26 protein-coding genes and 1 pseudogene are annotated in these 26,637 nt (G+C 72.9%); 14 read left to right on the top strand and 13 right to left on the bottom strand.

Annotated elements, in window-relative coordinates:
• Window positions 1-7 precede the first annotated feature (7 nt).
• Window positions 8-1,924: a hypothetical protein gene (locus tag AB0C96_RS03180; protein WP_362913100.1), complete on the bottom strand. Its 1,917-nt coding sequence runs from the start codon at window positions 1,922-1,924 to the stop codon at window positions 8-10.
• Between the two features lie 452 nt (window positions 1,925-2,376).
• On the opposite strand from AB0C96_RS03180, the gene AB0C96_RS03175 reads away from it, so the two are divergent.
• The 3 genes from AB0C96_RS03175 to AB0C96_RS03165 are packed head-to-tail and all read left to right on the top strand — an operon-like array spanning window position 2,377 to window position 5,602.
• Window positions 2,377-3,054, top strand: a complete 678-nt coding sequence (locus AB0C96_RS03175) for a hypothetical protein (RefSeq protein WP_362913098.1) — start codon at window positions 2,377-2,379, stop codon at window positions 3,052-3,054.
• A gap of 2 nt (window positions 3,055-3,056) precedes the next feature.
• Window positions 3,057-4,001 carry a protein phosphatase 2C domain-containing protein gene (locus AB0C96_RS03170; RefSeq protein WP_362913096.1) on the top strand — a complete coding sequence of 315 codons (945 nt, stop codon included), beginning with the start codon at window positions 3,057-3,059 and terminating at the stop codon, window positions 3,999-4,001.
• On the top strand, window positions 3,998-5,602 hold the full coding sequence (locus tag AB0C96_RS03165) for a DUF4189 domain-containing protein (protein WP_362913094.1): 1,605 nt from the start codon (window positions 3,998-4,000) through the stop codon (window positions 5,600-5,602). The genes AB0C96_RS03170 and AB0C96_RS03165 overlap by 4 nt, the downstream gene beginning before the upstream one ends.
• Window positions 5,603-5,727: 125 nt before the next feature.
• On the opposite strand, the gene AB0C96_RS03160 is transcribed toward AB0C96_RS03165, so the two are convergent.
• Window positions 5,728-6,078 carry a hypothetical protein gene (locus AB0C96_RS03160; RefSeq protein ID WP_362913092.1) on the bottom strand — a complete coding sequence of 117 codons (351 nt, stop codon included), beginning with the start codon at window positions 6,076-6,078 and terminating at the stop codon, window positions 5,728-5,730.
• 285 nt (window positions 6,079-6,363) lie between these two features.
• Here AB0C96_RS03160 and AB0C96_RS03155 point away from each other — a divergent pair, with 285 nt between their 5' ends.
• Window positions 6,364-6,975 carry a DUF308 domain-containing protein gene (locus AB0C96_RS03155; RefSeq protein WP_362913090.1) on the top strand — a complete coding sequence of 204 codons (612 nt, stop codon included), beginning with the start codon at window positions 6,364-6,366 and terminating at the stop codon, window positions 6,973-6,975.
• Between the two features lie 28 nt (window positions 6,976-7,003).
• Here the strand turns inward: AB0C96_RS03155 and AB0C96_RS03150 are convergent, their stop codons facing one another.
• Both AB0C96_RS03150 and AB0C96_RS03145 read right to left on the bottom strand, forming a co-directional pair.
• On the bottom strand, window positions 7,004-7,525 hold the full coding sequence (locus AB0C96_RS03150) for a hypothetical protein (protein ID WP_362913088.1): 522 nt from the start codon (window positions 7,523-7,525) through the stop codon (window positions 7,004-7,006).
• Window positions 7,526-7,642: 117 nt separating this feature from the next.
• On the bottom strand, window positions 7,643-8,983 hold the full coding sequence (locus AB0C96_RS03145) for a diacylglycerol kinase family protein (protein WP_362913086.1): 1,341 nt from the start codon (window positions 8,981-8,983) through the stop codon (window positions 7,643-7,645).
• A 210-nt stretch (window positions 8,984-9,193) separates the two neighbouring features.
• Here AB0C96_RS03145 and AB0C96_RS03140 point away from each other — a divergent pair, with 210 nt between their 5' ends.
• From AB0C96_RS03140 to AB0C96_RS03120, 5 genes are all read left to right on the top strand, one after another.
• Window positions 9,194-11,893, top strand: a complete 2,700-nt coding sequence (locus tag AB0C96_RS03140; RefSeq protein WP_362913084.1) for a LuxR C-terminal-related transcriptional regulator — start codon at window positions 9,194-9,196, stop codon at window positions 11,891-11,893.
• Window positions 11,894-12,016: 123 nt separating this feature from the next.
• A complete protein-coding gene (locus tag AB0C96_RS03135) occupies window positions 12,017-12,214 on the top strand; it encodes a hypothetical protein (protein WP_362913082.1) in 198 nt (65 codons plus the stop codon).
• Between the two features lie 13 nt (window positions 12,215-12,227).
• The gene (locus AB0C96_RS03130; protein WP_362913080.1) at window positions 12,228-13,529 is read left to right on the top strand and encodes a hypothetical protein; all 1,302 of its coding nucleotides are present in this window, start codon (window positions 12,228-12,230) and stop codon (window positions 13,527-13,529) included.
• A 117-nt stretch (window positions 13,530-13,646) separates the two neighbouring features.
• A complete protein-coding gene (locus AB0C96_RS03125; RefSeq protein ID WP_362913078.1) occupies window positions 13,647-14,126 on the top strand; it encodes an Lrp/AsnC family transcriptional regulator in 480 nt (159 codons plus the stop codon).
• Between the two features lie 52 nt (window positions 14,127-14,178).
• A complete protein-coding gene (locus tag AB0C96_RS03120; protein WP_362913076.1) occupies window positions 14,179-14,907 on the top strand; it encodes an HAD family phosphatase in 729 nt (242 codons plus the stop codon).
• Between the two features lie 123 nt (window positions 14,908-15,030).
• On the opposite strand, the gene AB0C96_RS03115 is transcribed toward AB0C96_RS03120, so the two are convergent.
• Window positions 15,031-16,110 carry a substrate-binding domain-containing protein gene (locus AB0C96_RS03115; RefSeq protein ID WP_362913074.1) on the bottom strand — a complete coding sequence of 360 codons (1,080 nt, stop codon included), beginning with the start codon at window positions 16,108-16,110 and terminating at the stop codon, window positions 15,031-15,033.
• A 301-nt stretch (window positions 16,111-16,411) separates the two neighbouring features.
• Between AB0C96_RS03115 and AB0C96_RS03110 the strand changes: the two genes are divergently transcribed.
• Window positions 16,412-17,335: a phenylalanine 4-monooxygenase gene (locus AB0C96_RS03110; RefSeq protein WP_362913072.1), complete on the top strand. Its 924-nt coding sequence runs from the start codon at window positions 16,412-16,414 to the stop codon at window positions 17,333-17,335.
• A 41-nt stretch (window positions 17,336-17,376) separates the two neighbouring features.
• Here AB0C96_RS03110 and AB0C96_RS03105 read toward each other — a convergent pair whose 3' ends face one another.
• Window positions 17,377-18,573, bottom strand: coding sequence for a helix-turn-helix domain-containing protein (locus AB0C96_RS03105; RefSeq protein WP_362913070.1), 1,197 nt, complete (start codon window positions 18,571-18,573; stop codon window positions 17,377-17,379).
• A gap of 112 nt (window positions 18,574-18,685) precedes the next feature.
• Between AB0C96_RS03105 and AB0C96_RS03100 the strand changes: the two genes are divergently transcribed.
• Both AB0C96_RS03100 and AB0C96_RS03095 read left to right on the top strand, forming a co-directional pair.
• Window positions 18,686-19,855, top strand: a complete 1,170-nt coding sequence (locus AB0C96_RS03100) for a lactate 2-monooxygenase (RefSeq protein WP_362913068.1) — start codon at window positions 18,686-18,688, stop codon at window positions 19,853-19,855.
• A gap of 70 nt (window positions 19,856-19,925) precedes the next feature.
• Window positions 19,926-20,915: an NAD(P)-dependent oxidoreductase gene (locus AB0C96_RS03095; RefSeq protein WP_362913066.1), complete on the top strand. Its 990-nt coding sequence runs from the start codon at window positions 19,926-19,928 to the stop codon at window positions 20,913-20,915.
• A gap of 99 nt (window positions 20,916-21,014) precedes the next feature.
• On the opposite strand, the gene AB0C96_RS03090 is transcribed toward AB0C96_RS03095, so the two are convergent.
• Window positions 21,015-22,205, bottom strand: coding sequence for a helix-turn-helix domain-containing protein (locus AB0C96_RS03090; protein ID WP_362913064.1), 1,191 nt, complete (start codon window positions 22,203-22,205; stop codon window positions 21,015-21,017).
• 180 nt (window positions 22,206-22,385) lie between these two features.
• Between AB0C96_RS03090 and AB0C96_RS03085 the strand changes: the two genes are divergently transcribed.
• A complete protein-coding gene (locus AB0C96_RS03085; RefSeq protein ID WP_362913062.1) occupies window positions 22,386-23,354 on the top strand; it encodes an SGNH/GDSL hydrolase family protein in 969 nt (322 codons plus the stop codon).
• 139 nt (window positions 23,355-23,493) lie between these two features.
• On the opposite strand, the gene AB0C96_RS03080 is transcribed toward AB0C96_RS03085, so the two are convergent.
• The gene (locus tag AB0C96_RS03080) at window positions 23,494-23,814 is read right to left on the bottom strand and encodes a GYD domain-containing protein (RefSeq protein ID WP_362913060.1); all 321 of its coding nucleotides are present in this window, start codon (window positions 23,812-23,814) and stop codon (window positions 23,494-23,496) included.
• Window positions 23,815-24,075: 261 nt separating this feature from the next.
• Between AB0C96_RS03080 and AB0C96_RS03075 the strand changes: the two genes are divergently transcribed.
• Entirely contained in the window at window positions 24,076-24,423 is a 348-nt protein-coding gene (locus AB0C96_RS03075) for a hypothetical protein (protein WP_362913058.1), read from the top strand.
• 295 nt (window positions 24,424-24,718) lie between these two features.
• Here AB0C96_RS03075 and AB0C96_RS03070 read toward each other — a convergent pair whose 3' ends face one another.
• The 5 genes and pseudogenes from AB0C96_RS03070 to AB0C96_RS03050 form a co-directional block, all read right to left on the bottom strand.
• Complete coding sequence (locus AB0C96_RS03070) at window positions 24,719-24,844, bottom strand: hypothetical protein (RefSeq protein WP_362913056.1); 126 nt, start codon at window positions 24,842-24,844, stop codon at window positions 24,719-24,721.
• A 259-nt stretch (window positions 24,845-25,103) separates the two neighbouring features.
• Window positions 25,104-25,283 (bottom strand): annotated as a pseudogene (locus AB0C96_RS03065) (cytochrome P450); the annotation flags it as partial.
• On the bottom strand, window positions 25,280-25,900 hold the full coding sequence (locus tag AB0C96_RS03060) for an ATP/GTP-binding protein (RefSeq protein ID WP_362913054.1): 621 nt from the start codon (window positions 25,898-25,900) through the stop codon (window positions 25,280-25,282). The gene AB0C96_RS03060 and the pseudogene AB0C96_RS03065, both read right to left, overlap by 4 nt.
• Window positions 25,881-26,234: a DUF742 domain-containing protein gene (locus AB0C96_RS03055; protein WP_362913052.1), complete on the bottom strand. Its 354-nt coding sequence runs from the start codon at window positions 26,232-26,234 to the stop codon at window positions 25,881-25,883. The genes AB0C96_RS03060 and AB0C96_RS03055 overlap by 20 nt, the downstream gene beginning before the upstream one ends.
• Window positions 26,231-26,635 carry a roadblock/LC7 domain-containing protein gene (locus AB0C96_RS03050; RefSeq protein ID WP_362913050.1) on the bottom strand — a complete coding sequence of 135 codons (405 nt, stop codon included), beginning with the start codon at window positions 26,633-26,635 and terminating at the stop codon, window positions 26,231-26,233. Before AB0C96_RS03050 ends, AB0C96_RS03055 begins: the two co-directional genes overlap by 4 nt.
• Between the last annotated feature and the right edge of the window lie 2 nt (window positions 26,636-26,637).

Here is a 26,637-nt window from a genome sequence, read left to right as displayed (position 1 = left end):
GACGGGATCAGCAGTCGGGCCTTCCCCATGCGGCGACGTACTTTCCACTGGCTTTGAGTCCATTCCTGTTGAACGCCGACACGGCTGCCTGCTCCGCATGGATCCCATAGGGCCGGTAGTGCCCCGACTTGTTGTCGAGGTAGACGACCTCGCCCCCCTTGGTCTTGAATTCGCCGGCAGCCAGGACTCGCTCGCCCCGGGCCAGGCTCACATGGCCTGCGGTTCGCTTCCCGATGACGAGTTCACCGTTCTCCAGCACCACGTATGCGTAATTGCCCGATCGGCCAAGGACCGATTCCGGGGGAATGGGCTTGAACCACTGGGGTTTGTCGTCATGGATCAGGTTCGGGAAGGAGCGGGGGTCGTCATCGCTGCTGTCGACGGGGATCAGCGCCCCGCCGGTCGGCACAGCGTACGCGTGGTGACTCCGGCCACCACGGATGTCGGCGGCGAGGCGGCCGCGCGCGTCGCCCGACGCAGGGGAGGCAGCGCTGAGGGTCGCCTGCTCCAGGGGACGGCCGCCGGTGAGACGGTCTCCGGTACGGCCGTCGGTGAGACGGTCTCCGGTGAACTGCGCGGCGGCGGGAGTCGTGGAGTTCCTACGGGTTGCGCACGGTCCGCCGCGCTCCCGCTGCACCTGTCTGACGAGCCTGTCCACTTCGCCGACGGCCAGGGCCGCGGCGTCGATCACGGGGGTGGCCACGTAGGGGAAGCGGTAGGGGACGGGCTGTCCGCCGGAGGCCCGGGACTCCGCTTCGGCCTGCGCCTTGTACTTCGCGTTGACGGCGGTGAAGACCGCGCCGGCGCCGGGATCCGAGCAGGACAGGGTGCCCGACACCGTGTTGCCGGTGATCGGAAGCGTGCTCGGCGAGCTGGTGCATCCGCCGGCGTCCTGGCCGTCGATGGTCACGGTCGCGCGCATGGTGGCGGTGACCTCGCCGCCGATGAGCCGGGTCTTGGCGTCGGAGGTCAGCCGACCGGTGAACGCCTGGTTGACCGTGCAGCCCCCGGGGCCACAGTCGACATTGCCTCCGGTGGTGCCGAGCGTGAAATCGACGCCGCGGTCCACGGCGTCGGCGAGCTGCCGGGTGTCCGTCTCCAGGGTGTCGTACAGCGCGTCGGCCCGGCCGCCGGACACCGGAGACAGGTCCATCCCCTGCGAGTCGCCCTTCTCCAGGGGGCCGGTGGTCACCTGCGGGATCGCGGAGGGCGACGCGCCCTTGTGCAGCCCGTGGAGCTGCTCCTTGAGCCGGCCGGACAGGTCATAGGGTTCCAGGCGCAGGACGCGGTAGGGCTTGTTCCTGCTGATGAGGAGGCTGCCCGCCGGGGTGTCGGCGCGCAGTGCCGGCACCCCGCGCACCCTCTCCGACTTCAGGCCCGGGTCGTTCGGGTCGGGCAGCGTCTTCAATTCGTCCACGGCGTCCGAGAGTTCGGCCGCCAACTCGGCCGGCGGCAGGAACTGGGCCAGCACGGGGTTGAGGACATGGGAATCCCCCTGGTCGGCGAGGCTCCATGTGCCGGGGGCGTCGGGGTCCTGCTGCTTTCCGTCCGGCTTCTCGTAGGGCTTGGCCTTCTTCCAACGGGTGTAGGTCTTGCCGCCGATCCGGAGGACGTCCTGGTCCAGGTCCCTCACTCCGTCGCCGGTGGATCCGAACAGGACGCCGGACGGGGTGACGGTGATGTCCCGCTGGGTGACGCCGGCGACGGCCGTGTCCTTGTAGTGCAGTACCCGGGCCGTCGCCAGAGCGGCCAGGGCCTGGTCGAAGGGCACCTGGTTCCTCGGGCGCTTCGCGGCTGCCTGGTGGGAACCCTCGGGTCCGCTCGATCCGTTGCGTGTGATCAGCAGCCCCGCGACGACGGCGACGACGGTGCAGAGGGCCACGAGTACCGCCAGCCGCGGGCCTCGGGGGCGGTTGAACGCCACGGCCCCCGCCGTGGCGGGACGCCCGTGGCTCGGCCACCCGGGCGGCTGCGGACCCGCGGGAGGCGGCGGAGGCGCGGTTGCGGGGCGGGGCTGCGCTCCGCCGACCCACGTCGAACTGCCTGATGCGGCCGCCGCGGGCGGAGCGGACCGGGCGGACGGAGCGGACCGGGCGGGCGGAGCGGGCCGGGCGGGCGGCGGTTGTGTCGTCGGCGGCAGGGGCGGTTCGCCCAGAGGTGGGGGCACGGCACGGGGAGTCTGCCGCCAGGTGGGCAGTTTCGGCCCGTTGGATCCGTTCTGCCAGTAATGGTCCCCCACGGTGACTCCCCCGAGTCGCTTCCGTCCGTCCTCGCCCTTTGGGAAGATACGGCATCAGGGGGAGCGCTCCTAGAGAGCAACCCGCCTGATGTGCAAGCAAGTTGACATGTGAACAGAAACGGGGGAGACGAATCCGTATGGCGGAGACGAGGGGTGTACTGCTGCCGGCGTATGTGCTGGCTGACGAGTCGGGATCGATGGGGCCGTACCGGCAGGAACTGGCCAATGGCCTGATCTCACTCTGCGAGGGGCTGCGGGCCGAGCCGATGATCGCGGCCAAGCTGCGGTTAGCGGTGCTGGGCTTCTCCGATGACGTGCAGGTGCGTCTCGCGGTGGCCGACATGCGCACGGAGACCTCCCTGCCCCAGGTGGTCATCCGCGGCCTGACCAACTACCAGGCGGTGTTCGACGATCTGCTGGGCCGGATTCCGGCCGATGTGCAGTGGCTGCGCGGCGAGGGGTACAAGGTCCACCGCCCGGTCGTGTTCTTCCTCAGCGACGGCCAGCCCACCGACGGCGGGAGCTGGCGGATGCCGCACGCCAGGCTGATCGACAAGTCCCAGACGCCGACCGCCCCGAACATCGTCGCCTGTGGGATCGGTGACGCCCAGGCCGCCACCATGGTCGAGGTGGCGACCCGGCCGGAGTTCGCCTTCGTCGCCAAGCCCGGGACCGACATCGGACAGGCGGTCGCCGAGTTCTTCCACGCGCTGACCGCGAGCCTGGTCGCCTCGGGACAGGCACTGAACTCGGGCAGCCCGCAGTTGGTAGTGAACCGGCCGGATCAGTTCACCATGGCGATCGACGAGGTCTGACCGTGCACCCTCACCACAGCGACGGTTCCGCCGCGGCGCCGCTCCCGCCGGCCGCACCGGAGCCCGCGCCCTGGCGCCGGATCACGGTGGGAACGCCCGGCCCCGAGTTCGAGGCACGACCGCCGGGCCAGTACGCCTTCGACTTCCCCGACACCGAATGCGACGGCTGGTCGTCTCCCTCCCTCACGCTGCGGTTCGCCTCGGTGCGCGGCGCCAAACACCGCTACTACCGACAGCCGCGCCAGGACTCCGCACGCGCCGCGGTCCACGAGCCCACCGGCAGCATCGCCTTCGCCGTCGCCGACGGCGTCTCCAGCGCCGTGAACTCCGAGTTCGGCGCCGTCGAGGCATGCCGGGCCGCGCTGGAGCGGATGCTCCAGCTGCTCTCCCAGGACCAGGGACAGCTGAACTTCCGGGAAGTGGCGCAGCACGCCGCCGAACGGCTGCGGGAGCTGGCCCAGTGGCGGCTGGACGGGAAGGAGCCCGAGGTGGGCGAGGTGGCGGGCCTGTACGCCACGACGCTGGTGGCCGGTGTGGTGCGCCCCGACCCCGCGGGCCCCGTCGTCGAGCTCTGCCGTATCGGGGACTCGGGCGCCTGGGTGCTGGATTCGCCCAGTGGGCGGTACCAGCCGCTGGTCGGCTCGAAGACCGGTTCGGACTCCCTGTTGGTGTCCAACGAGGTGACACCGCTGCCCCATGTGCCCGATCCGCTGGAATGCCTCAGCGTCCGCCTGACGGCACATCAGGCACTGCTGGTCGGCAGCGACGGCTTCGCGGACCCGCTCGGCGACGGCGACGGCCTGGTCGGCGCCCTGTTCGCCCACCACCTCGCCGCACCGCCGCCTCCGCCGTGGCTGGCGCACCTGTTGGACTTCTCCCGGGAGACCTTCGACGACGACCGGACCCTCCTGGTCGTCTGGCCGCACGCCCCGGCAGGTCCGCGATGACGCCACCGCGCACACCGGTTGTCGAACACGACACGCTCACCCTGGGGCGCCAACTCGGTCAAGGCGGCCAGGGCACGGTGTACCAGGTGCCCAACAAGAAGATCAATGAGGCCGATGGCGGCGGCTGGGACGTCGCCTACAAGGAGTACGGCGCCGCCGTACTGCCCGACCTCGACGCCGCCGCGCTCGCGTCACGGGTGGACCTGCTCGGCGAGTTGAGCGCCGCGGAGGGCCGATGGCTGTGCGACAAGACCGCCTGGCCCGCGGCGGTGGTGGAACGCCAGGGCAGCGCCTGCGGGTTCCTCATGCGCGCGGTACCCGACCGCTTCCACTTCACCTTCCGGAGCCTGACCGGGACGACCTCGGGAACACGGCGCCTGGCGAACCTGGAGTTCCTGCTCAACGACGACTCCTACGTCGCGGGGATCGGCCTGGCCGTCAGCGAACGCGACCGGCTCGTGCTCCTGGCCGACCTGGCGGCCACGCTCGCCCGGCTCCACCGCATCGGCATCACGGTCGGCGACCTCTCCCCGAAGAACCTGCTGTTCACCACCGACCCGCAGCCCGAGTGCTTCCTCATCGACAGCGACGCGATGCGACTGCGGGGCGTCACCGTGCTGCCCCAGGCCGAGACGCCCGACTGGCAGGTCCCCGCCGGCGAGGAGAAGGCGACCCGGGCGAGCGACGTCTACAAGCTGGCACTGCTCGCCATCCGGCTCTTCGCCCGCGACCAGACCGCCACCGACCCCGCCGCGCTGACCGCGCTCAGCCCGCAGCTGGGCGACCTGGCCCGCTCCGGCCTCAACCCGGACCCGGCCCGGCGGCCGACACCGGCGGTGTGGGCCGAGCAGCTCACCGCGGCCAGCACCACGGCATCGACCACCCCCGTCACCGCGCCGGGCCGCCGGCGCGCGTCCGGACGGCCCTCCGCCCCGTCGTCTCCCCGCCCCGGCACGGGGCACCCACCACGCACCACGTCCCCCACCACGGGGGCGACGGGACCGGTCCAGAACCCGGGGGCCAGGGCTGCTGCCGGTGTCATCGCCGCCATCGCGGCCCTGATCCTCGTCGTGGTGGTGATCGGGAACAACCACGATTCGTCCGACACCGCGTCCGACACCTCCTCGCCGTACACCCCTTCCGCCAGTTCCTACTCCCCCGACCCGGATCCGACGACGTACAGCCCGTACCCGGACCCGACCACCTACTCCCCCGAGCCCGATCCGACGACGTACAGCCCCGAACCCGACCCCACCACCTACTCCCCCGAACCCGATCCGCCCACCTACTCTCCCGCCCCGCCCCCGCCACCCCCGCAGTACTACGGCTCCATAGCCGTGGGGCGCGACGGCAGTATGGGCAAGGCCTGGGACTACAGATCCGTCAGCGCCGCCGACCAGGGAGCGCTGAGCAGGTGTTCCGGCGTCGGCTGCAAGGTCCTGGTGAGCTTCGTCAACGGCTGCGGCGCCATCGCCTTCAACCCCAACACCAACCAGTACTGGGGCGGCAGGGGCGACACCGCGACCGAGGCCGAGCAGAACGCCATCTCCCATGCGGGCGGCGGGCGTTGGCTGACCTACGTGTGCACGACACGGTATTGAGCGGGGTCGGTCGGGCGGAGCACCGACCGTGAACGCGGAAGGGCGCCGGCCCACGAGGTGTGGATGCCTCCCACCCGTGGTGCCGGCGCGCCCGGCGGGCCTGCCGCCTCGGCCTCCTCGGCGGTTCAGACGCCGTAGCAGGCGAAGAAACTGCCGTGCCGGTGTTTGCCCGAGTTGCAGGACCGGTGTCGCTTACTGACCGATCCGTCGCTGTGGTACTGGGTTCCGTAGAAGTCCACCCAGCCGACCCACCACCAACCGTAGACGCGCTTCCAGTCGTTGGGCGACGCTATGACCCCCGTGCACACCGGCTGCCCGTACTGGTTATGACCACACAGCTGGAACTCGTCCGAGACCACGGTGTGGACGCTGGCCTGGATGGGGGAGGCGGCGGCGTGTGCCGACGGAGCGCTCAGCAGCGCGCCGGCCATCAGCCCGGCGCCGACCGCTGTCACCGCCTTGTGGGCGAATCGCATGGTGCATCGTCTCCTTTCGCTGGGATGCCGCGATACCGGCCGTCCCTGGGCGCGTAACAGGCTCTCCGGGCCGGCGGGGGGAACGCGATGCTTTCAGCGGGGGCTGAATGGTTCGTGCATCGACCGGGGCCGACGGGTGACCGAGGCCGACGTGAGTCGGACCGCCCGGTCACCCGTTGCGGGGGATCCGCCCGCGCGCGAGGGGCCGGAGAATCGAGACAGGAGGGGCGTACCCGGGGGCGGTATCCGGGGCGGTATCCGGGGGGCGTGGTTCAGGGAGGCGTGATGTCCGTACCGGCCGGTTCCCCGTCACAGCGCGAGCGCGCCGACGCCCAGGACGTCCTGGGCGCGGTGGGCGGCTCCTGGCTCTGGGCGCTCGGCTTCGCCCTGGTGACCCTCGTGCCGGGCATCCTCCTGCTGGTGTGGCCGAACGAGACGCTTCAGGTACTGGCCGTCATCATCGGACTACAGCTGTTGCTGGCGGGTGTCTTCGGCTTCGTCCGGGCGTTCTCCAGGGACGCCCGCCAGGGCGGCAGGGTGGCCGGAGTGCTGGTCGCGCTGCTGGCGTTGCTCGCCGGGGTGCTGTGTCTGCGGCATCCGCTCCAGACGATCGCCGTGCTGTCGCTGATCGTCGGCCTCTACTGGCTGTTCGCGGGCATTCTGACGGTGTTCGTCGCCCTCGCCGACCGTGAACTCACCCATCGCGGCCTCACCTTCGTCGCCGGGGCGCTCGGTGTGGCGGCGGGGATCGTCGTCCTCGCCTTCCCCGTGGAGTCCGCGGTGGCGTTGGCGTGGCTGCTCGGCCTGTGGCTCGTCGTGCTCGGCGTCCTGGAGTTGGTGGTGGCGTTCGCCCTCCGCTCCGCGCTGCGCGGGGCGGCGGGGGCGCACCGGACCTGAGAGCGCGGCGCGGCGGCGGTCCGTGCGCTCAGTGCTGGAGCGCGGCCTTGACGACCACGATGAGCAGCCCCAGCAGCATGTTGGCGGCCCCGGCGGTCAGCGTGAGCGACGCGGGCGCGCCGGCCCGCGTGGTGGCGGCCATCGCCCATCCGACCTGTCCGACCAGGGCGACCGCCAGCGCCAGCCAGGCCACTCCCCCGTAGTCGAGTCCGATCCCTCCGGCGATCGCCGCCGCGACGGCCGGTGGCACGGCCGCCGCCACGATCGGGCGCTCGTCGCGGCACACCCTGCGGATCTCCGCTCGGTGCCAGGGGTGCTGCACGATGTGCGCCCCGAAGAGCCGGGCGAAGACGTGCGCGGCCCAGAACACCGCGCCGGTGCACAGCAACAGGAGTGCCAGTCCGAGCCACGGGGCCGGGCCGAGCGCGCCGGCGCCGACGACCACGGACGCGGCGAGCAGCGAGCCGTAGACCGCGCCGCTGTAGTCGACCCGGGCGGCCTCGGCCGGCGGCGGCACCTCCGGGCGCTGCGCCCGGTCGTCGTCGGTCACGTCTTCCAGGGTCGCCGAGGAGGCCGTGCCCCGCACGGGCACCGGGCGCGGTCGGGTACCGGGTGCGGCCCAGCATCGGGTGCGGCCGGGTACCGGGTGCGGTAGGGGCGGCCCTGATCAGTCGGTGCCGCGCTGTGCCGTGGCCCGGCCCCGGGTCAGCGCCAGGCTGCGCACCCTGCGCCAGTTCAGCGGGGGCGCGCCACGCGGTACGCCGGGGCGGTGACGGGGCACCCGTACGCGCAGGGCGCCCGGTTGGATCCGGCAGTGGACGGGGGTGGGCAGGGTGAGGGCCTCGCCGTCGACCCCGGCCTGGACAACCTCGGCGTCGGCGTCGACGACGACCTCCTGGGCGGTGAGCGAGGTCAGCCCCGGGCCACGGCTGCCGCGCAGGAGCCAGGCGGCCTGCACCGCGTTGTCGACCTTGACGCCGAGCACTCCCAGGACGCCGGTGTCCAGCCGGTCACGGCGCCCCAGGCCGGCCGCGTCCCCCATCCGGTAGGGGTTGTTGCTCACCAGGACGGCCTGCGGCTCGTCGATGGTCGTGGCGTCGGCGCGCACGGCGAGCCGCGGGCCCACGTGGTGGGTCAGCAGCTCCGGCAGCGTCTGGAGGATCGTCCGGGCCTTGTCGTCGCGGTAGGCCGGGCTCTGCACCACGGCCGCGTAGGCGCCGAAGGAGGCGTTGTTGACGAAGACCCGCCCGTCGCCGTCGGCCGGGGGCACGCCCACGCCGATGACGCCGAGGTCGACGTCGAGCTCGACGCCGTCGGTGAGGGCCTCCAGGCACCGTGCGGGGTCCGTGCGGTCGAGGCCGAGGTCCATCGCGAAGTGGTTGCGGGTCCCGGCGGAGATCACCATGAACGGCACACCGCGCTCCGCCGCCACGGCCGCGACCTGTGCCTGGGTGCCGTCACCGCCGGCGACACCGAGCAGGTCGGCACCGCGGTCGACGGCGCTCCGGGCCAGCTCGGCGACGTCCTGAGGGTGCTCGGGGTCCAGCACGGCGACCTCGGCACCGAGCGCCTCGGCCTTCTCCACCAGCTGGAACCTGCCCACCTTCCCGCCGCCGGAGCGTGGATTCATGATCAGGAAGGGCCGGCCGAGGGGTCCTGCCGGGCGCTCCGGCGGGCCGACCGGGCCGGACTCCGCCACCAGCGCGGCCCGTCCGGTGGAGACCGCCAGCGACCACAGCGCCAGCGAGACCAGGACGACCCAGAGCAACCCCTCGGCGATGTAGAGCACGACGACGGCGAGGGGCGCCAGCGCCACCAGTACCAGCGCCAGCGCCCGCGCCAGACCCCGGTGCGAGAGCACCCACCACACCCCCGCGGCCGTGAGCGCCAGCCCGGCCACGCCCACCCCGACCAGTGCCAGGCTGCGGAGCCCGGCGAACACCAGCAGCACCAACAGGGCCGCCGTGCCCGCGGTCAGTGCCAGGCGGGCGATCCAGCGTCTGTCCACACCTGCCCTCCTCCCGCCGCGCCCGGACGGACCGCCGGCCGGTGCCGGCGCCGCCCCCGCGTCCCGATTCCACCGGCACCGCGGGCGCCCCGCATCACCCGGTGCGGGCGAGGGGTGGGCGGGGCCGGGCCGGCCGCCGCGGCGTACCGCGGTGCGATCAACGGGCGCGCGCATGACCATGGAAGTCCCCTCACCCTGGTCGTGGAGTCCATGCCCGCAGCCAGTGCCCCGGCGGCTGCCGGCGGCCAAGAGAATCCCCGCGCCGGCGGGCCGTCCCGTCCGGTCGCCGGAAGTCCGCTGGCCCCGACCGGGGATCCGCTGCTCGCCGCGAAGTTCTCGGTACCGGCCCTGGCCGGCGGCTTCGTGCGCCGCCAGCGGCTCCTGGACCGGCTCGGCGACGGCACGGACGGGCCGCTGACCCTGGTCACCGGCCCGGCGGGGGCGGGGAAGACCACCCTCGTCGCCTCCTGGGCGCGCCTGGCGACGCCCCCGGGACCGGTCGTGTGGCTGACGTTGGACGGTCATGACACCCCCGGCGTGTTCTGGGCCTATGTGCTGGAGGGGTTCCGGCGCGGCCTGCTGGTCACGGCCGACGGCATCGGCACGCCGGGCTGCGCCGACCGGGTCGACCGCTCACTGCTGGTCCGGTTCGCCGCCGCCCTGGAACGCCTGCCCACACCGGTGGTCCTGGTGCTCGACGGCTTCGACAAGGTGCCCGGCCGGGACGTGGCGGCCGGCCTGGAGCTCGTGCTGGCCGGTGCGGGGCCGCGGCTGCGCCTGGTGCTGACCGGCCGGGTGGACCCGCTGCTGCCCCTGCACCGCTACCGCACCGAGGGCCGGCTGTACGAGATCCGCGGCTCGGACCTGGAGTTCACCCCGCACGAGGCGGCCGCCCTGCTGCACGGTCACGGCCTGGCCCCCGATCCGGACGTGGTCGGCGCCCTCACCCGGCGCACCGAGGGCTGGGCCGCCGGGCTGCGGCTGTGCGCCCTGGCCGTCCAGCGGTCCGGCGACGCGGCCGGCTTCGCCCGGTCGTTCACCGCCTCCGAGGACGCGGTCGCCGACTACCTGCTGACCGAGGTCCTCGGCGCCCAGCCCGTGGCCACCCGCGAGCTGCTCGCCCGCATCAGCATCCTGGACCGGGTGCACCCCGGGCTCGCCGACGCCCTGACCGGGCGGCGGGACGCCGAGGGCATCCTGACCCGGCTGGTGCACGACAACTCCTTCGTCGAACCGATCACCGGCACCCGCTGGTTCCGGGTCCACCCGCTGTTCACCGGGGTGCTCCAGGCGGAGCTGCGCAGCCGCCGGCCCGGCCTCGAACCGCTGCTGCACCGCCGCGCGGCCCGGTGGTTCGCCGCCTCCGACCGGATCACCGAGGCGCTGGTGCACGCGGCCGCCGGCGAGGACTGGCCGTACGCCGCGGGCACGGTCGTCCGACAGCTGATGGTCGGACAGCTGCTCGCCGGTCCCGACGCCGGGTGGCTGGCCGGGCTGTTCGCCGGTATGCCGGTGGCCGGGCCGGGCGTCGAACCGGCCCTGGTCGCGGCGGCGTGCCGACTGTCCCGGCACGACGCCGCGGGCTGTCGCGAGTGGCTCGTCCGGGTCGGGCAGCGACTGCACCGCGAGGGCGCACGGCACGGGCCGGAGCCGCGGCTCGCCCATGCGCTGCTGCGGCTGCGCTGCGCGCCGTACGGGGACGGCGGGGCCGTGGGGCCGCGGGCCGAGGTGATGGCACGTCAGGTCAGCGAGCTGATGGCGCAGGTGCCGTGGTACCGGCTCAAGGAGCACCCCGAGATCGAGGCGCTGCGACGCGACGGGCTGGCCCGTGCCCGGCTGAGGTGCGGACGCCTCGCCGACGCCCGGGCCGCCTTCGAGGACGCGCTGCGGGCCTGCACGGCGGAGGCGACCGGGCCGGTACGGCACTCCTCCCTGGGGCGGCTGTCGCTGGCCGAGGCCGTGGACGGCGCGCTGACCGCCGCGGCGGACCACGCGCTGGGCTCCCTCTCGCTGGACGACCGGTACGGCATCGGCGAGGACCGGGCGACCTGTGCCGGGCACCTGGCGCTGGCCGTCGTGGCGTCCGAACGGTGCCAACTCCTCACGGCCCGTCACCACTTGGACCTGTCGGAGGCGTTCCCGGACGCCCGGGACGACCCGGTCCTGACGGTCGAGCGGGCCGTGCTGTGGTCCCGGATGGAGCTGGCGCAGGGCCGGTGGGAGGCGGCGGTCGCCCGGCTGGACGGGTGCACCGCGCCCCGCCGTTCGTGGCCGGCCGAACGGCTGGAGATCGCGCGGTCGGCCGCCGCGCTGACCCGCGGCGATCCCGAGGCGGCGGTCCGCGGTCTGGAGGCGGCCGGTCCGGGCGGCCCGTCGTGGACCGTGGCGCTGGCGCTCGCCCAACTCGCCGCCGGACACCGCGACCGGGCTCTGCGGCTCGTCGCGACGGTCGAGGACGGGACCGGGCTGAGCCTGCCCGACCGGCTGCGGCTCCGGCTGCTGCGGGTGCACACCGCGCTGCTGGCCGGCGACCGGGCGGCCGCCCACGCCCTGCTGGCACAGGCCCTGGACGCGGCCGCACCGGAACGGCTGCGGCGGCCCTTCGCGGAGGCCGGGCCCTGGCTGTGGCACCTGCTCCGCCCTCCGGACGGCCCGCCGTCCGCACCGCGCTGGCTCACCGGCGGGTCACCGGAGCCCCCCGCCGGCCCGGTCCTGGTCGAGCCGCTGAGCGCCCGCGAGCGGCAGGTGCTGGCGTGTGTGGCGCGGATGATGTCCAACGAGGAGATCGCCGCGGAACTCCGGCTGTCCGTCAACACCGTCAAGACGCACCTGCGGAGCGTCTACCGGAAGCTGTGCACCTCCCGCCGCCGGGAGGCGGTCGAGCGCGGCCGGGAGCTGCACCTGCTGTGACGCCCGTCCGGCGGTTCCGTCGGGGCAGCCGTCCACCTCACCTTCTGCGGGTGATGCCGTGCCGTCGCGGGGCGGCCAGCATGCGAGACGACGGTTCCCGGCGAGGGCGAGGACGGTGCGCGCATGCGATACGAGTTCCGCGTCACCGGTCGGGTCTCCGCCGCGCTGGCCGACGCGTTCCCCGAGCTGGAGCGGATCCCCGTTCCGCGGCAGACGCTGTTCCTCGGCTCGGTGACGGACGAGGCGCAGCTGTACGGGCTGCTCCTGCGCTTCCAGGACCTCGGCCTGTGCGTCGAGGAGATGCGCCGCCTCCCGGAGTGAGAAGGAGGATGCCATGGCCCCCAACGGTGCCCCGAACCCCGGACACGACGGGCGGCGCACGGCCGCCGTGCGCCACCCGCGCCTGCGGTACGCGGGCGCGTCCGTCCTGCTGGTGCTGGCCCTGCTGCTCGCCCCGTTCGCGGTCGTGGCCGCCTGGGCGAACAGCCAGATCGCTGACACCAGCCGGTATGTGCAGACGGTCGCCCCGCTGGCCACCGAGCCCGCGGTGCAGAACGCCGTGACCGATCGGCTGACCAACCGCGTGGTCGGCAACGTCGACGTCAAGGCGATCACCGACTCGCTGGCCGCGGCCCTCCAGAAGGCCGGTGCCCCGCCGCTCGTGGTGGAGCACACGCCGGCGCTGGCCGGGCCGTTGAAGGACGCGCTGACCAAGGGCGTCCACGCGGTGGTGTCGAAGGTGGTGACCAGCGACCAGTTCGCGGAGGTGTGGGACGCGGCCAACCGCCGGGCGCACGGCGCCGTGGTGAAGGTCCTGACCGGCGAGGGGACCAGCGCGGTCCAGGCGCGCGGGAACACCGTCGTCCTGGACATCGGCACGCTCATCGACAACGTCAAGAAGCGCCTGGTGGACGCCGGGTACCAGCGGGCGGCGAAGATCCCCACGGTGGACCGGACGATTCCGCTGCTGAAGGTCGACAAGCTGCAACAGGCTCAGGGGTTGATGCGGCTGCTCGACGTCCTCGGCAGTTGGCTGCCGGTGCTGACCGTGGCGCTCGCCGCCCTCGGCATCTGGGTGGCGCCCGCGCACCGGGTGGCGCTGCTGACCACCGCGATGGGCTCCGCCGTGCTGATGACCGTGCTGCTCGTCGCGCTGGCGGTACTGCGCGGGGTCTATCTGGACTCCGTCCCGCCCACCACGCTGCCCCGGGACGCGGCCGCCGCCATCTTCGACACGCTGGTGCGCTTCCTGCGGCAGAGCGCCCGGACCCTTCTGGTGGTCTCGGTGATCACCGCCCTCGCGGCCTGGCTCTACGGCCCCAGCCGCCCGGCCGGCGCCGTGCGCCGGACCGCCGCCCGGAGCACCGGTGCGATGGGCCGGGCAGCCGCCCGTCGGGGGCTGCGCACCGGCGGTCTGGGCCAGTGGCTGGACGCCCACCGCGGATGGACCACCGGCATCGTCATCGCCGGCGGCGCACTGGCGCTGGTGCTGTGGAACTTCCCGACCCCCGGCGCGGTGGCCCTGGTCCTGGGCATCGTCGTCCTCGTGCTCGTACTGCTCGGCATCCTCGCGGCGGCCGGCGGCGGCCCACCGGGCGCCGCCCCCGCCCCGGACGCCGAGGCCCCTGGGACGTAGGGGGCATAGGGTGCATAGGGGTCACCGCTCGGGCCACTGGTCCGTCCGATGCCCCGACCGGTGGGCCATTGGTACGGTCACAGGGAGAATCGACGACCGCGAGGAGACCGTTCGAGCATGCCGGTGGACGCCCTGGACGCCAAGATCCTGCGCCTGTTGCTGGAGCAGCCGCGCACCAGCGTGCGGGAGTACGCCCGGGTGCTCGGCGTCGCCCGGGGCACCGTGCAGGCCCGCCTGGACCGGCTGGAGCGAGACGGTGTGATCACCGCGTACGGCCCCCGGCTCTCCCCCGCCGCACTCGGCCACCCGCTGCTCGCCTTCGTACACATCGAGGTCACCCAGGGGCATCTGGAGGAGGTGGCCGAGGCGCTGGCGGAGGTGCCACAGATCATCGAGGCGTTCTCGACGACCGGTGGCGGGGACCTGCTGACGCGGGTGGTGGCACGGGATGCGGCGCATCTGGAGGACGTCATCCAGCGGTTGATCAGCCTGCCGGGAGTGGTGCGCACCCGGACCGAGATGGCGCTGCGCGAGCGGGTGCCGCACCGGATGCTGCCACTGGTCGAGGCGGTGGGCGGGGCCGCGAGGGCGCGCTGAGGGGAGCGTCCCGGGGAGCCCGGCCGGAGCGCGTCTTGGCATGCTGGACGGCATGACCGACTGCCCCGCCGCCCACTTCACGCCCGCCGCCCCGGCCCCGTGCACTCCGGTGATCTTCGATCTCGACGGCACGCTGGTGGACAGCGAGCCGAACTACTACGAAGCGGGGCGCCGTCTGCTGGCCGGCTACGGGGTGACGGACTTCAGCTGGGAGCACCACACCCGCTTCATCGGCATCGGCACCCGCGAGACGCTGGAGATCCTCAGCAGGGAGTTCGGCATCGACGCGCCGATCGACGAGCTGCTGGCCGGTAAGAACCGCAGGTACCTGGAGCTGGCGCGGGCGCACACCGAGGTCTTCCCCGAGATGCGCGCGTTCGTGGAGCGACTGTCCGCGGCCGGGCACCCGATGGCGGTGGCGTCCGGTTCCTCACGGGCCGCGATCGAGGCGGTGCTGGCGGGTACCGGGCTGGACGCGCTGCTGACGACGCTGGTGTCGGCCGAGGAGGTGGCGCACGGCAAGCCGGAGCCGGACGTGTTCCTGGAGGCCGCACGCCGGCTGGGTGCGGACCCGGCCGACTGTGTGGTGCTGGAGGACGCCCCGCCCGGTGCGCTCGCGGCACAGCGGGCGGGGATGCGCTGCATCGCCGTCCCGTACGTGGCGGGCACCGCGGACGACCCGGCCTTCGCCGGTGCGGGGTTGCTGTTCAGGGGCGGCCAGGGGGAGTTCTCGGCCCGGGCCGCCTACACGTGGCTGGCCGGGCCGGTCCCGGCGTCCTGACCCGGTGCCCGTCGTCCGGGCGCGGACGGGGCGTCGCCCTGGAGCGGGGTGACCGGGCACCGGCGGCCGCGCTCCGCGGCAATGCGCGGAGGTGGCCGCCGGTGCCGGCTCACTGAGGGCCCGTCACTCCAGGCCGAGGGACTTGCACTCGGAGGCGAGATCGGCGCAGAGCAGATCCGTCCGGACCGCGCCGTCGCGGACGACGGTGTCCTTCATGTTCTTCTTGGTGACGATCTCCGCCTTGAACAACCGGGCCGGGATACCGGACTTGCTGTCGTTGCCGGCCGTCGTGTCGGTGAAGGAGCTGATGCTCTTCCCCCGGAGCAGCCGGTAGGCGATTTCGGCGGCCGTTTCCGCCTCCGGCCGGACCTCCTTGTAAATGGTGAAGGCCTGGGCGCCGGAGACCAGGCGCTGGAGCGCGGGGAGTTCGGCGTCCTGGCCACCGAGCGGCACATTCTTGATGCCGGCCGACGCGAGCGCCTCGGAGATACCGCCGGCCATGCCGTCGTTGGCCGAGTAGACCGCGTCAAACCCTTGTGCGCCAAGGGAGTTGATGACATCGGTCATCTTCTTCTTGGCCGTGGCCGCGGACCACTCGGGGATGTCCTTCTCGTAAACGACCTTGTGAATCTTGCCGTCGAGGACGTCGTGGGCGCCCTTCTTGTAGGACGGCGCGTTCGGGTCGGTCGGCGAGCCGTTCATCATCACGACGTCGGCAGAGGCCGCCCGGGAACCGAGCGCGGCCAGCAGAGCCTCGCCCTGGAGGCGGCCGATCTTCTCGTTGTCGTAGGACACGTACGCCGCGACGTCGCCCTCGGCGAGCCGGTCGTAGGCGACGACCTGGACGCCCTTCTTGGCGGCCGAGTCCACCCAGCTCTTCGCCGCCTTCGCGTCGACCGGGTCCAGAATGATGACCTTGACGCCCTTCTTCACCAGCGCGTCGAACTGTCTTTTCTGGGTCTCGACTTGCTGCTCGGCATTGCCGTAATCGACCTTGCATTCAAGGCAGAGCGAGGCTATCCGGGAAGAAATGATACGGCGGTCGAACTTCTCGTAGCGGGCCGCTTTGTTCTCCGGGAGAAGCAGACCTATGGCGTCCTTGCCCGCACCGGCGTCCTGCTGTTCCTTCCCGCAGGCCGCCAACGGTGCCGCCAGCGAAAGCGCCACTGCGCCCGTGAGCGCACGCCGCATTATTGCATTCATTTTTTCGGTACCTCCCATGGGGCCGCCTGACCCGGCCCAGAACTCCGGCAGTGAACGTCACCTTCCGCTCCAACGTCAAGAATCGAAGCAATAACGATACGAAAGTGAGCCGCTGGTTGGCCCTCTGAACGACGTTCATCCCTGCGGCCCTACAGAACACTCCTTTCCACACGTACCTCCACTTCCCATCCCTTTCGGTCCACTTGACTCCAATTCCAGCAGCTTTCCACGGATTGGCAGCGATCAGCGCAGATGCACCCTTCGACCCGCCATGTCAAACTTGAGGAGGACGTGGTGCGAAGTGAACACCGCTATGGACTCGGCAACGCACACCGCGACGATCACGGCGGCCAAACTGACGCCGGTGACCGCCGACGGCCGGCTGGGCGGACCGTCCCAGCACCCCGGCCGTCGCGACCCGGCCTATCTACGGCGCCGCGCCGCCCTGGCCGCACCGGCCGAGGGACACCGCGTCGGGGCGCCGTACGCGGCGGTCGCCTACACCGAGGCGGAGCACCGCACGTGGCAGGTGGTGCACCGGGCGCTCGGTCCGGCGCACCGCGCCCATGCGTGCCGTGCGGTGCTCGACGCCGGTGAGGACGCGGACATCCCCGCCGACCACGTCCCGCAGCACGCGGAGGTCAGCGCCGGCCTCACCACCCGCACCGGCTTCGCCTTCACCCTGGCCGGCGGTGTGGTGCCCAACGAGCGGTTCCTGGGGTCGATGGAGCACGGCTACTTCCATGCCGTGCAGTTCGTCCGGCATCCGGCCGTCCCGCTCTACACACCCGAACCCGACGTCCTGCACGATGTGTTCGGCCACGGCATCCACCTGTCGTGCCCGCGCCTCGCGGCCCTGTACCGACTCATCGGCCACGCCGCCAACCAGGTCCGTACCGAAGAGGCCCTCGACGTACTCAGCCGGGTGTACTGGTTCACCCTCGAATACGGACTGATCACCGAGTCCGGCGTCCCCAAGGCCTACGGCGCGGCCCTGTTGTCGTCCTTCGGGGAGATCGGCGCCCATGACCGCCGCGAGGTCCGCGTGCTGGACGTCCGCGACGCGGCCAGCACGCTGTACCGCATCTCCGGCTATCAGCCCGTGCTGTTCGCCGCCCGCTCCCTGGAGCACCTCGAAGACACCCTCGGTGCCTTCTGCGCGGACTTCGACGACGACGTCGGGAGCCGGCTGCGGCTGCCGACCCGCTCCCGCGACCGGGGGTAGCGCTTCCTGGGGCCTGACGTGCCGGACCGTCGGCCCGGACGTCAGTGACCGATCGTCCGGGCGATGTCGAGGGTGAGCCGCTGCCAGGGGTCCCGCGGATCGCGGCCGGTGAGTTCGCCGATGCGGCGGAGCCGGTAGCGCAGCGACTGGGGGTGCAGGCCCAGGGCCCGCGCGGCGGCGTTCGCCGAGCCGGCGTCGAGGTAGGTGGTGAGCGCCGCCATCAGGTGGCGCCGGCCGGGCTGGACGAGCGGCCCGAGAAGCAGGCGGCCGATCCGGTCCGGAGTGGTGGCGGGGCGCCCGCCGAGCAGCGCGAGGACGTGGGCGTCCCCCTCGGTCAGCAGCCGCGCGGGGTGGTGTGCGTGGGCCGGCGCGGCGTCCAGGGCGTCGGCCGCGAGGCGGTGGGCGACGGCGATGCGGTCCAGGCTCTCGCCCGAGACCGCACAGCCGCGCAGGGACCGCTCGTGCAGCACGGCCGGTGCGCTCCCGCCGGCCGCGGCGGGCAGCATCAGGACGATCCGTGAGCCGTGGACGGTCGCCAGCGGCGCGAGGTCCTCGCCCGGGCCGCTGAGCAGTGCGCCGAACAGCTCGGTGGCCGCCTCCTGGGTCAGGCCCGGACCGGTGGCCGCTCCGTCGGCCGGCTCCGCCACCAACAGGCAGTAGGGGTCCGGGAGGTGGACGCCCAGCCGGGCGGCGCGGTCGGTCAGCGCCCCGATGGAGGCGTGCCGGCCGGCGATCAGGTCGTCGAGCAGCAGCCGTAGCGCCCGGTCGCGGTCGGCGGCGAGGTCATCGCTGGTGGCGGTGTAGGCCGAGGCCATCTCCTCGGACAGGGTGTCGAGGGCGGTCAGCGCCATCCGCGCGAACGCGAAGGCGTCCGCCGCGGTCGGCACGGGGGCACGGCCCGCGACCTGGTCGATGAGGACGGTGGTCGCGACGCGGTACGCCCGGAGCACCGCCTGCACCGGCCGGCCGTCGGCGGCCCGCGCCGCCGCGATACCGCGCAGCCGCCGCAGGTCGGCCGGTGTGAGGTCCCCGTCGGTGACCCACAGGTGCAGCATCCGTTCCAGCGCCCAGGCGGCGATGGCCCGCACCTCCTGGAGCCGGCCGTCGTCGAGCGCCGCGTACGCCGGCACCTGCTCGCGGACCGCGGCGATCATCGCGGCGACCACCTCCGGGTCGCCGATCAGCTGCTGCCGCACCCGCTCGCGCCGCTGCCCGGCTCCTTCGCGTTCCTTTGTCACAGGGTGATGATTCCAGCCGCCCGTTGTGCGCACCACGGTGGACGGATCTTGTCACTGTCGCCAGGATCACCAGAGAGCAGGCAGTCTCCGGGACGAGAGGCGGAACGCACGGATGGCGAAGCACTGGGCGGACTTCCAGTACGAGATCTACCTCAACGGCATGACCGGCGCCGTGCCGCGGCTGCCGACGGATCTGACCCGGTTGGAGGAGCTCGCCGCACAGCGCCTCGGTCCCGGACCGGTCGGCTATGTGGCGGGCAGCGCGGGCACCGGCAGCACCGCCGACGCCAACCGGGCGGCGCTGGACCGCCGTCGGATCGTTCCGCGGATGCTGCGCGACGTGCACGAACGCGACCTGTCCGTGGAGGTGTTGGGCCGATCGCTGCCCGCACCGCTCGCGCTGGCGCCGGTCGGCGTGCTGTCGATCATGCATCCGGATGCCGAGCCGGCCGCCGCCCGGGCCGCCGCGGCACAGGGCGTCCCCTACGTCCTCTCCTCCGCCTCCAGCACGCCGATGGAGGAGGTCGCCGAGGCGATGGGCGACGGGGAACGCTGGTTCCAGCTGTACTGGGCGAAGGACCGCGAGGTCACCAGGAGCTTTCTGACCAGGGCGAAGGCGGCCGGCTACACCGCGCTGTTCGTCACCCTCGACACCCCGCTGCTGGCCTGGCGGCCGCGCGACCTCGACCAGGCGTACCTGCCGTTCCTGCACGGTGTCGGCACCGCCAACTACTTCACCGACCCCGCGTTCCGGGCGGGCCTGGCCAAACCGGTCCACGAGGACCCGAACGCGGCCGTGCGGCACTTCGTGGGCATGTTCGCCGACCCCACAAAGACCTGGCCGGACCTGGCGTTCCTCCGGGAGAACTGGGACGGCCCGATCGTGCTCAAGGGCATCCTGCACCCGGACGACGCCCTGCGGGCCGCGGAGGCCGGCGTGGACGGCGTGGTGGTCTCCAACCACGGCGGGCGCCAGGTGGCCGGTTCGGTCGCCGCCGCGGACGCGCTGCCCCGCGTCGCGGCGGCGGCCGGTGACCGGCTCACCGTCCTCTTCGACAGCGGCATCCGCACCGGCGACGACGTCTTCAAGGCCCTGGCGCTCGGCGCGCGGTCGGTACTGCTCGGCCGCCCGTACGCGTACGGGCTCGGCCTGGACGGACAGGCGGGCGTGGAGCACGTCATCCGCTGTCTGCTCGCCGAGCTCGACCTGACGCTGGCCCTGTCCGGCCACTCCCGCCCCACCACCCCGACCCCCGACGACCTCGTCGAGGAGACCGCGTGACCGGCGCCGGCCCCCGCCGTGCAGGCCCGCCCGGCCACCCCCATCACCGACCGACCCACGAGGAGACCGCATGACCGCCGAAGCCACCCCCGTGAAGAACGTCCTCGCGGTCGTCTCGCCGCACGTCGGCGGCCGGGCCGCCGGCGCCGCGCTGAGCGGTGTCTTCCCCGACCGGGCCCGGGTCACCGTCGTCGAGTCGGCCGGCGAGGACCCGGTGGCGCTGCGCGAGGCGCACGTCATCATCACCGGGCTCGGTCCCGTCACCGCGGAGCACCTCGCCGCCGCCCCGGCGCTGGAACTCGTCCAGTGCGCCAGCCACGGCTTCGACTACGTCGACCTCGACGCGGCCCGCGACCGGGGCATCCCGGTCTGCAACATCGGCTCCAGCGGGGCGGAGAAGCAGAACGTCGCCGAGCAGACCTTCGCCCTGATGCTCGCGCTCGCCAAGCAGCTCGTCCCGGCGCACACGGCGCTCGTCGAGGCCGACTGGGCGCTGCCGCGGCTCCAGCAGTCCATCACCGAGCTGTCCGGCAAGACCCTCGGCATCATCGGCCTCGGCCACATCGGTGAGGAAGTGGCGCGCCGCGCGGTCGCCTTCGACATGACCGTCGTCTACACCGGACCGAAGCCGGCCGCCCCGGAGACCGAGGCCCGGCTCGGTGGCGCCCGCTACCTGGCCCTGGACGAACTGCTCCGCACGTCCGACTACGTCAGCCTGCACGCCCCGCTCACCGACGCGACCCGCCACCTCCTCGACGCCGAGCGGCTCGACCTGCTGAAGCCGACCGCCTTCGTCGTCAACACCGCCCGTGGCGCCCTGATCGACCAGGACGCCCTCGCCGACGCCCTGGAGTCCGGCGCCCTGGCCGGTGCCGGCATCGACGTCTTCGACCCCGAACCGCCCACCGCCGCACTGCGCCTGCTCAAGGCCCCGAACGTGGTCCTCTCCCCGCACGTCGCGGGCGTCACCCGGGAGACCCTGGTGCGCATCGCACTGGCCGCGGTACGGAACGTCGCCGACCACCTCCAGGGCGAGCCGCTGCGGGACGTGGTCTCGTAGCCCCGTCCCTCCGGGAGTCGGTGGACGAATCCCTCCGGGAGCCGGTGGCCGACTGCTGGTCGGTGCGCCGGCGCTCGGCGGGTCCGTGGCGCTGAACGACTACTCCGCCGGCGCCAACCGCAGCGCGTGCAGCGCCACGGCGAGGTCGGCGACCGCGCGGGGATCGCGCAGGGAGCGCCCGGTCAGCTCCTCCAGTCGGTTCAGTCGGTAGCGGACGGTGTTGCGGTGGCAGTACAGGAGGACCGCCGCATCGGCCGCCGAGCCGGCCGCCGCGAACCAGCACTCCAGCGTCTCCAACAGGCGGTCCCGCTCGACGGCCGGCAGCTGTAGGACGCGCTCGAAGACCACGCGGGCGATCCGTCCGGCCTCGTCCGGCGCGGCCGCCACCAGCAGGGCGGCCGGGCTGTCGTCGAAGCGCGCGACGCCCCGCGTCCTGCCGCGCACCCCGGTGAGCGCCAGGCGGGCGAGCCGCAGCGCCCGGGGCGTCTCCCGCAGGCCGTGGTAGGAGGGGCTGACGCCCACCCGGGAGGCGTGCGTCCGCTGTAGGGCGCGCAGCACCGCCTCCTCGGCCCCCGGACGCTGGACGGCGACCACGCCGACGTGGAGGTCCGGCAACAGCCGCCAGGCCGAGCGCAGTTGCTCGGCCAGGAGGCGGGCCTCGATGCCGGGCAGCGCCTCCCGGCCGGGGGCGGGCACCTCGGCGGCGACCACCACGTACGGTCCGGTGGTCGGCAGGCCGAGCACATCGGCCGCCTCCCACAGGGTCGTTCGGTCCGTGAGCAGACCGGTGAACAGCGCCTCGACCATCGCCGACCGTTCGCGCTCGCGCTGGAGCACCAGCTCGGAGGCCTCCTCGCGGTAGGCATCGGTGGCCGACGCCGCCAGGCCCCCGTTCACCCACCAGGAGGCCAGCGACATGATCGTGTCGGCGGTGAGGCCCTGCGCGGTGCGGGCCTCGGCGGCGATCTCGGACCAGAGGACCTCGGACCCCACGCGGTAGGCGTGCAGCAGCTCGGCCAACGGGGTGCCGTGCCGGGCCCGTTCACGGCCGGTCTCCTGTGCCGGCGTCATGTCGGCGCTGTGCCCGTCGACGAGCTGCCGCAGCACCAGCTCGCAGTTGCGCCGGCACGAGTCGGTCAACTCCTCGAAGGGCACCTGGGCCATACCGCCGTAGTACGTCACCTCGGCGCGTATACGGCGGGCCATGCGGGTTGCCAGTTCCTCGGTGCGGGTCAGCAACGAGGCCGCTATGGGAGCGATTTCGGCGGGCGAGGCGGGCGTGCGACTCATGAACCGCAGGTTACAAATACTCCCCGGTAGGAAGCGATGCCTTGTGCCGTGGGACAACACGGGTGGTTGTGGTGCTGTGCGTCGGCACATGGCCCGTGGGGCGTGCGACAGCCACGATGCAAGGACGTTACCGGCCGGTATCGGACCGTCATCCGTTGTGCTGACTCCTCAGGGGGAACCGTGCCCAGAACCGCGACACCGCGCACCACGAGAACCGCTGGCTCCGCCGGCACCACCGGCGCCCTGCCCGCCCTCCGCGCCAGGAGGAGCGCATCCGTACTGACCGGTGCCGCGCTGCTCGCCTCCGCGCTCACCGCCACCGCCGTCCCCGCCTCCGCCCACGCCGCCACCCCGACCGGGACCGGGACCGGGACCGGGAAGTTCGTGGCGCTCGGGGATTCCTACGCCGCCGGGGCGGGGGTCCCCGGGCAATCCGCGGGCCTGTGCCTGCGCTCCGACCACAACTACGGCCACCTCGTCGCCGCGGCCCTCGCCCCGTCCTCGTACACGGACGTGACCTGCGCCGGAGCCAAGGTCAGTGCGCTCACCACGTCCCAGACCGACCTCGGGATCGTCGTCAACGGCCCACAACTCGACGCCGTCACGCCCGACACCTCGCTGGTCACCCTGACCCTGGGCGGCAACAACCTCGGCACCTCCGACGTCGGCTTCGTCGACGTCGTGGTCACCTGCACCGCACTCGCCCTCACCAACCCCTTCGGCTCGCCGTGCCGCGACCACTACGGCGACACCCTCGGCAAGCGGCTGGACTCCGCCGCCGAGCAGCTGACCGACGGTCTGCGGAAGCTGTCCGCCAAGGCTCCCCGAGCCAAGGTGGTGGTCGTCGGCTACCCCGCGGTGCTGCCCGACGACCCGAAGCAGTGCCTCGGCAAGATGCCCGTCACGACCGGCGATCTCCGCTTCCTGCGCTCCGTCATGGGCGATCTCAACGACAAGGTGGCCCGGAGCGCGACCGCGGCGGGTGCCACCTACGTCGACACCCTCGGTCCGACGAAGGGCCACGACGCCTGCTCCTCGTCCCGTTGGATCGAGGGGCTCCTCCCGACCTCGCCGGCGGCGCCGCTGCACCCCAACGCCGCCGGCGAACGCGCCATCGCCGACGCGGTGTTGAGGACCCTCGGCCACTGAACCGACCCGGCGGCCACTGAATCGACCCGGCCGCCCGCCCCGTCCGTCCGATGGCGCACCCCGTCACCGTCCGGCCCGCTCCTCGGGCCGGGCGGTGACCCGTGCCACCCGCGCCTCGGCCCGGCGGCCGGCCCGGCCGTCAGCTGCCGGGCGGACGGAAGGCGATCTCGCGCCGGACCGCCTCGTCGATCTCCTCGACGCCCAGCAGCGGGGTGGTCTTGGACTCGACCGCCCCGGAGGCACGGACCGTCATCGCGACGGCGGCCATCGACAGGTGGTCGGGGAAGTCGATGATGCAGTACAAGTCGGTGTCGCCGTACGCGAAGTACATCGCCTCCAGCGTGCCGCCGCAGGATCTGACCACCTGCTCGACGACCGCCCTGCGACCACTACCGCCCTCGGTGAGCAACCCCTGCATTCCCTCGGGGGTGTAGCTCGACTGCACCAGGTACTTCGGCATCCCGCTCTCCCGCACGTCGTATGGATCACTGCCGGTCCGGCCCAACCCACTGTGGCCCATCACCGCACGGGACGGTCCGTTATGTTCCGCCGAACGGACGCGCCGTGCCGGGCCGCCCACCCTCCGCATGCGCGGGAGCGCAGGACGTGAGACCCCTGTGGACACGCCGCTGCCGGGCGCACACTGGAGGTGTGCGCACCGCGGGCCGGAGCGACCGGGCGTCCGCCCGGCCGGCCCGGACCGCGAGAGCGGGGGTGCACCATGAACGGTCCATGGCGGCTCGGCCCCGGCGGTTGGGTGTGGGACCCGCCGCCGCGTCACCCCGAGTCGCAGCGGTGGCAGCCGACCGTCCGCGGCCGGGCGAAGGAGCACATCTGGCTGGTCATCGGCCCGGACGCGCCACCCGCGATCCGGGACCTGTGCACCGACGCGCCGTGCCGGGTCGACTGGCGCGCCGGCGACCTGAAGCGACGCGCCTTCCTCGACGTCGCGCAGCACCGCTACATGTTCACCGACACCGGGGAGACCCGTCCCAGCGCCGCCGGCAGCCCCCTGCGGATCTTCCGCTACGCGGGGGAGATCGGCGCCGGCCGGGTGAAGCACTCCTGAACGCGTCCTCAGACGCGACCGAGCAGGAGCCCGCTGCGCTTGAGGCGGCCGAGGTAGGTGTCCAGCATCGCGCTGTCCACCGGCGGGCAGGAGGACTGCCACGACGGCCAGAGCTGGTCGGTGCGGGTGCGGGTCGGGGGCGAGCCCGAGGAGGGCGATGGTGCGGGTGACCGTGTGGGCCGCCAGCAGGGAGTTGCCGCCCGCGGCGAAGAAGTCGGTGCCGTCGGAGACGTCCGTGCCGAGCACCTCGGCCGCGGGCAGCCGGCCCGACAGGTAGCTGTGGAGTCGGGCCGGCTCAAGGGGGGTTGGCGGGGTCCGCCGGGGTGGCGAAGGCGGTGAGCCCCTTGCCGATGCCGTCGTTGCCCTGGACTAGCACCGGGGCCTCGGCGACATCGGCGTGCCCGCGTAACAGGGCCTCCACCGCGCCCAGTTCGACCCGGAAGCCGCGGACCTTGATCTGGCGGTCGGTGCGGCTCAGGAACTCCAGCGTGCCGTCCGCAGGCAGGCGCCCCAGATCTCCGCTGCGGTAGAGACGGAGGGTCTCCTCGGACGGGGTGCGGTGGGTGACGAAGGCCCGGGCGGTTTCGTCCGGCCGGTCGAGGTACTCCAGGGCGAGGCCTGCCCCACCGATGTGGATCTCCGCCTCCTCACCGACATCGGCCGGGGTGCCGTCGGCGTGCGAGGACCGGGGCGACCGGCCCGTACTCGGCGCGGAGCTTCTCGTAGACGACCACGAGGTCGGCCTGGACCTCGGGGGCGTGCAGGCGGTACAGGCCCTCGGGGGCGCGGCCGTGTGCCGGGCAGCCGGGTGGCGGAGCCAGGTGGTAATCGGTGGGCTGCGCGGGGTGGTTGGCGGTCACGAGGGCTCCGAGGTGTGAGCGAAGGAGCGCAGGTAGCGCATCAGTGTGATCAGGACGTCCCGGCTCGACTCCCGTTGGCGGGCGTCGCACACCACGATCGGCACCTGCTCCGGCAGGTCCAGTGCGCCGCGCAGCTCCTCGGTGGCGTAGGAGGAGGCGTCGGGGAAGGCGTTGACGGCGATCACGAACGGTACCTCGGCCTCTTCGAGGCGGCCGATCACGTCGAAGCTGACTTCGAGCCGTCGGGTGTCGACCAGGACGACGGCGCCGAGCGCGCCTTCGAAGAGGCCGTTCCACAGGAACCAGAACCGCTGCTGGCCGGGCGTGCCGAACAGGTAGAGCACCAGCTCCTCGTTCAGGCTGATCCGGCCGAAGTCCATGGCGACCGTGGTCGCCGTCTTGCGCTCGATACCGGAGACGTCGTCGACGTCGGCGCTGGCCTCCGTCATCGTCTCCTCGGTCGTCAGCGGGCGGATCTCGCTCACCGAATGGACGAGGGTGGTCTTGCCGACGCCGAACCCGCCGACGATGACGATCTTGACGGCCGTGGACACCGTCGACGGCAACTGGTCCTCACGCCGAGGCTCCGTCACGCTGTCAGAGCTTCTGGAGACCATGGATAACCGCCTCAATCAGTGCTATGTCGGGGTGTTTTGCGGCCGGTACGCGGGCCTCCACCCGCCCATCGGCCAGGAGATCGTTCAGGAGCACGCCGACCACGCTCGCCGGTAGCGCTAAATGCGCGGAGATCTCGGCGACGGAGAGCGGCGTCCGGCAGATCCGGAGGATGGCGGCGAGCTCGGGCTGCATACCCAGCTGCGAGTCCTCCCGAGCAACGATCAATGTGACGAGGTCGAGCTCGGCCTGCTCGTCGCTCTGCGCGCGGCCCCCCGTGATCACATACAGCCGCTCGGGCCCGCCCTCGTCCCAGTCTTGACCGGATTTGCTCACTGCATCAGCCCGTCGGCCCGCGGCGGGCTGGTGAGGTGGGCACCTATCCGGGCGACGAGGTCGCGCATGCACTGTCCGACGAGCCCCGCGTCCACGCCGTCGTCGGCGAGCACCGCCAGGTGGGCGCCGGCGCCGGCGGCCATCAGGTACATGAAGCCGCCGCTGACCTCGATGACGACCATCCGCATCCGGCCGTCGCTGTGCGGGAACTCCGCGGCGACCGCGCCGGACAGGCTCTGTAGTCCGGAACCGATGGCGGCGAGGCGATCGGCGGTGTCCGCGCTGGTGTCGTACCGGGCCATGCACAGGCCGTCCGACGACAGCACCACGATGTGACGGGTCTGGGGGACGCTCTCCGCGAGGTCCTTGAGCATCCAGTCCATGTCCGCACGCTGTTGCATCG

The organism is Streptomyces sp. NPDC048506, assembly GCF_040651315.1.
GTDB lineage: Bacteria > Actinomycetota > Actinomycetes > Streptomycetales > Streptomycetaceae > Streptomyces.
Note: the sequence above shows the minus strand (reverse complement) of the source record. Positions and strands in the feature narration are given on the sequence as shown.